The 5,665-nt window shown below is 24.6% G+C and carries 3 protein-coding genes and 1 pseudogene; all 4 read right to left on the reverse strand.

Going from position 1 to position 5,665, the window contains the following annotated elements:
- Window positions 1-154: 154 nt before the first annotated feature.
- Window positions 155-1,210: pseudogene (locus GBZ86_RS11875) on the reverse strand (nitrogenase component 1); the annotation flags it as partial.
- Window positions 1,211-1,437: 227 nt separating this feature from the next.
- A complete protein-coding gene (locus GBZ86_RS17235) occupies window positions 1,438-1,605 on the reverse strand; it encodes a hypothetical protein (protein WP_170272232.1) in 168 nt (55 codons plus the stop codon).
- A gap of 166 nt (window positions 1,606-1,771) precedes the next feature.
- Window positions 1,772-3,898 (reverse strand): phospholipase D-like domain-containing protein, encoded by a 2,127-nt coding sequence (locus GBZ86_RS11880; RefSeq protein ID WP_152890936.1) that lies wholly within the window; start codon window positions 3,896-3,898, stop codon window positions 1,772-1,774.
- Window positions 3,891-5,486 carry a hypothetical protein gene (locus tag GBZ86_RS11885; RefSeq protein WP_152890938.1) on the reverse strand — a complete coding sequence of 532 codons (1,596 nt, stop codon included), beginning with the start codon at window positions 5,484-5,486 and terminating at the stop codon, window positions 3,891-3,893. The genes GBZ86_RS11880 and GBZ86_RS11885 overlap by 8 nt, the downstream gene beginning before the upstream one ends.
- Window positions 5,487-5,665: the final 179 nt, after the last annotated feature.

The raw sequence follows: 5,665 nt of genomic DNA on the forward strand, positions 1-5,665 counted from the left end.
CTTCAATTATATATTGAAATCAGTTTTATAATCCTCTATTGATTCTACTATTAATTAATCAGGGTATGATACATAACTTAATCATAACTAATAAATTTATAAAATCTTGTAGAATATTTAATTTATATAAATAATTCTATAATAAAAATATTTATTAACTCAAAGTTTGTAAATATTCATCAACATATTCTAAGAAATAATCCATTCCCTTTATTCCTACTAATGGAATATGATTAGCTACTTGACTTCTATATATAATCGGCATACTAACTCTAAACTTTGTATTACTATTATTACTCATTCTTAATGTTACATCATCAGCTATAATTAATTGATTATTCTTGTTATTAAATATATCTATTCTTGCTTTTTCTGACTTTAAAGTATCAAACTTTTTGTTTTCTATATCTTTAGTACTATGACTACATATAAGACTATCTATATTAAAACCAAGTTCATTTACTATTTTCTCAAAACCTAATAGCCTATCATATTCACTATATATACTTATATTAGGTTTGTTATTTTTAAGCATTCTATTATACATTGGGTAATGCTTAATCATCATAATTTTTTTCATTAAACTTTCCATTACTGCACTATTAATCTTTGAATCTATAATCTCTTCTACTTCTTTCAGCCAATCTAATGTACCCTTATATCCATATGGTGTTCCATAAATATAGGGTATATTATAAATCTTTTCCATATACTTTGCTAATTCTAAAGCTTCAAAAGAAATCACAATATTTAATTTAGCTTTAACACTATTTCTAATAACTTCCTCACTTGTATCCACACATAACGTTGCTATTGAATTATAGCCAAAACTATCTTTCATTAAATCTTTAATTTCATTAATATCAGAACGCATACGATAACTATATAAAGATGTACCTAATATATTAAACGTATTTTCTATTTTTTCTGAGTCTTCACCAATCATATCCTTAATCAAATTGTCAAAAACAATCTTTAAACCAGTAGTATAATCCCCTCTAAAACCTCCATTTTCTAAAGCATATAACTTAGTTGATACTTTAAGCTGAATAGCTCTACATACCCCTTTTAAGTCAGTTCCAATTATAGCACTAACAGATGAAGCTACAATAAAAATAACCTTAGGCTTTGTCCATTCATCAACTTCTACAATAGCTTCTTCTAAAGTGTCTGTATATCCCATTATAACATCATCCTCTTTCATATGAGTTGCAAAAAGCCTATTTTCTTATTCTATTCCAATTTGTCCAAAAAAACTAATACTAAAGTGTGTTGTTCCTGTTATCCTAGCACTGCAACATTGATACAATTTAGCGCCTTTTTTTTTACTTTAATTATCGCTAAATTGTTTAGGGTTTCTGCTAAAAAGTGCACCCACTAAAAAATCCCCCAAAGGCTAACAAGTTAATATTAGTCTTCAGGTGATTAGTTCATTTTTTATTCTATTATTTCTTTAACTATATCTTCAGATACTTCACATATCTTTGCAATATTTTCTACCGTTTCACCATTACTAAACAGTTTTAATACTTTCTTTGTAAGTTTAATTCCTTCTTCCTTACTTTTTTCTTCTAAATACTTTTCTCTTATTTCATCAATAGTCATTTTTCTAACACCTCCTACATTATCTTTAAATTTCTTAAACTTTTCAGAAAAGTCATCATTCTGTATTAAAAATAAATACTCTAGAAAGTATATTGCCTCTTCAATATGTATATTTGATTAATCATATCCTATCTTTTTCTCTTTGCTCCTTAATTAAACCTATTTTTCACCTATGCCAATTGTTAAAATCAGTAATTAAACTATCTACTAAACTTAATATATTTTCTCTTTTATTTATATAAATATCTTTCATTCCATTCTGTGAAATAAATGGTTTTACAAGATTTCCATTTTTATTTTTCACCTTAAATTTGGTAATGTATTCATCTATCTTAAATATAATATCTTTAGATGTGTCAAGACTTAATTTATATTGATATTCATAATCTCTTTTGATAATAAACTCTTTAAAGGAAGATATATTTAGTAATGTTTTTTGCTTATCTTTCTTTATCATTTTATTAACTTGTTCTTGAAAAGTATAATATTCTTCACTTTTCCATATTAATGTTAAAACTTTTTCAATATACTTTAACATAATATCATAATACTTCCTTATAATTACCCAGTTATCAGCTTCAATTTCATTAGAATTATTCAAGTTTATAATATATCCATTAAAAACACTCATCATATTAAATATTGTTCCATATATAAGCATCATGTTATCTAATTTATTTAATTGAATATTTTCGTAGTGTATATTTAATTTTTCATAATTATTCTTTAGAAATTTTTGTGTAGCATCAAATATATTATTATTTTTAAATATACTCTTATTTTGTTGAACTAATTCACCAAAAACATTTCCTTTACTTTCACTTGCTGAAAGTCCTCTACCCCATCCATTAAATAAAACTAAATCTAATGGAATATTAAATCTTAATAAATATTCAATTAATTCCTGTTCTGAACCATTTTCAATTAATTCATTTAATATTGAAGTAATTTGATATGGATTATCTATGCTATAACTTTTCTTTACCGTGTACTCTCTATCCTTTTCTAATTTAATTATCCAAATGCTACTTGATTTAACAATAATATTTTCATTATTAATGCCCTCTACTTGAACATATTCTAAGTTTTTTTTAGAGATATCTTTTATAACTATTTCAGACCTAAAATCAATTTTATTATCTTCATCACCATTAAATATTAAATTTACTGGCATAATATCTTGTTCATTATTTAATGTAATTCTTAAAGTATTGTTATCATTTAAAGCTTCTATTAACCAGTTATATATTAATCTTTCTTTTAAAGAGTCACTTTTATTATCTATTTTAGTAACGTTAAGCTCTTTAATATTATTAAGTTTAGTTATAGTAACTCCATTAGGTTTAATTAAGTTATTTACTATATCTTCATCAATATTTCCCCAAATAGCCGTTTCAATATTTGCTTTAAATTCTTTATCTAACAATGCACTTTTAGTAAAATTTGTACTTCCTGTCAATAAAAATCTGCCTTTATTAGTATCAAATACAATTGCTTTCCCATGCATATATCTATCTTGTCCCATATAAACATATAATGATGTATTTAGATCAAAATAATTATATTTTTCAGTAGGAAAGTTTGATTTTTTTTGTTGAACAAATATATCAATTTTAGCTTCATGATATATATTTCTTAAATACTTATATACTTCTAGTTCCTTATCATAAAATGGTGAAATTACTTTAATATTGTTTACCGTATTATCTTCTAATTCTTTAACAATTGTAGGTAATATTGCCTCATTAAAGTTATTTAAAAATCTTATTTCTGATTTTTCTTCACTTAATAGATGGCTTGTATAATTTATAAATGTATCTACACTTTTTATTGCACTTGCACTATTTGAATATAAACTTAGTTCTCTTAGAAATTCTAAACATTCTTTTAACAGCCCACTATATTTTTTATTTTTCTCAGTAACTTCAAATGTTGATATTATCTCTAAATTACTTGCTAATCCTTCTCTTGTTAAGTTTGCACTTCCTACTCCAATACTTACACTTTTTTCTGAAGCAAGTAAATACAATTTAGGATGAAATACTCCATTAGTATCTATTGGTGTAACTAAATACTTTTTGTTAATCCATTTCGGCTTTGTCATTTCACCAGCATTGAATGAATTATTATACATTTCTCTATCTGTAAAGATACTTATATTTCTACAAGTGTTTACCCCTTTCAAATTAAGTATATAGTTTTCAAAAAAATCAGTATTAAAACTATAGGTACAAAATATACCCATCTCAAAATTTTTATTTTTGTTAAATATGTCATCAATAAAATTATTCATAATTATAAATCTTCTCTCTTAATTCTTTATAAAAAATATTTCCTTCCTCTGTCATAACATATATTTCATCATCTACAGCTATTAGCCCCATATCAAATAAAAAATTACATATAATCCTATGCTTTGCGGGTCTCCAGATACTGCTTGAATTTGATTGGAATTGATATTTATCACCACTTCTTGTAAACCAACATCTTCTTAAATCATTTTTTGCATACATTGCATTATCATGCTTTTGTATTACATATCTATTTAAAATTATTCGTAATAAGTCAGGTACTTTATATTTGTTAATACTATCTATTTCTCTAAAAAATTCATCAAACCAATAATCATCTATTAACTTTAAACTTACATCTATGTATCTCTTATCCTTTTTTAGTTCTTTATACTTCTCATATAATAAAACTAATATACTTAATAGATCTGCTGAAAAATGTGAAATGTTTTCAATTTCTTCATAACTTAAATCATCCTCTAATAAGTACTTACCTAAATCATTTATCTTTTCAATACAGTTACTTAATTCCTTAAAGGTAAGAATAAAATAATTTTTATCTATATCTGTAAGCTTTCTTATTTTAGCATTAAATATATCTTGGTCTATATTTTCTATTACTTCATCAACAGTCATACCATCTGACTCACTAGATAAGCTTTTCAAAAAGTATCGTAAGTATTCTGAAATCCACCATCTAAAATATACTTGTGTTTCATATATACTCCAATAAAACACTGCATCATCAAGAAAGGATGACATTTCAAATTTTATTATCTCATTTTCTGTTTCTATTCTCTTATAATAGAGACTATTTCTAATAATATGTTCATTAAACTCTAAGCTATGCTTATTACATTCTCTTATGCACTCTAAATAAATAGTTAGTGTATCTCTTCTAAAATCTGAAACATATTTTGTTTCTAAATGAAATAATATTCTTTTATAAAATTCTCTTTCTGCTTTATGTAATGCATCTGTAATATTATCATATTCATTTACACTAGCCCATTCTTTCAATATTTGTCCTGGTATATTTTTCTTACCTTTATATAAATTATAATATTTAGAATTCTTATATGTATTAACCATTATCTTATATAGTTCTTGTCCTGTTGGAGTCAATTTAACTACTCCCTCTTCATTAACATAAATTAACCCACAATTTTGAATCGTTCCCTTATAATACTGTCCAAATGCACCCAACTCTTGTGATGATAAAACTTTAAATTCACAATCATAAGCTTTATCCACATCATTTACAATAGAACTCATAGTGTCAACACCATATATATTATAATTACCTAATTTCGTTTCAGGACTTAATAAAAGTAAACCCACTGCTAATGCACTTTCTCTCACTCTAAAAGCTCTTACAAATTCTGAATAAGTATTACAATCCATTGATTCTTCAATATCACCAATTGCCCAAACACAATATGAAATATATCTTAATCTCTGTGTAGTAGATACTATTCCTTTTATCAATATTTCTTCCATATGATCATGAAACCTATTAAGTAGCAATGGATATCTACCACCATTTTCAATTTTAACTTCATCTGTCCAAATCGGATTCCATTCCCCCATAAATTCCTCCTTTAACTTTTTTTAACTTTAAATATATTATACCATTTTTAGCTGATTATTACTTAACACCACTTTACAAGTAATTAAAACATTAAACAGTTATTTAGTTGAGTATAAAAATATTTTTTATAAAAGAGGATTTGAAAATTTTGTTGTATTGATAATTTCAATTTTATATA

Origin of the sequence: Clostridium tarantellae, assembly GCF_009295725.1 — a bacterium.
GTDB classification, from domain to species: Bacteria; Bacillota; Clostridia; order Clostridiales; family Clostridiaceae; genus Sarcina; species Sarcina tarantellae.

What these genes read in the sequence shown, in the direction of transcription:
- GBZ86_RS17235 (WP_170272232.1), bottom strand. Translation starts at nt 1,605, where the DNA reads ATGACTATTGATGAAATAAGAGAAAAGTATTTAGAAGAAAAAAGTAAG.
- GBZ86_RS11880 (WP_152890936.1), bottom strand. Translation starts at nt 3,898, where the DNA reads ATGAATAATTTTATTGATGACATATTTAACAAAAATAAAAATTTTGAG.
- GBZ86_RS11885 (WP_152890938.1), bottom strand. Translation starts at nt 5,486, where the DNA reads ATGGGGGAATGGAATCCGATTTGGACAGATGAAGTTAAAATTGAAAAT.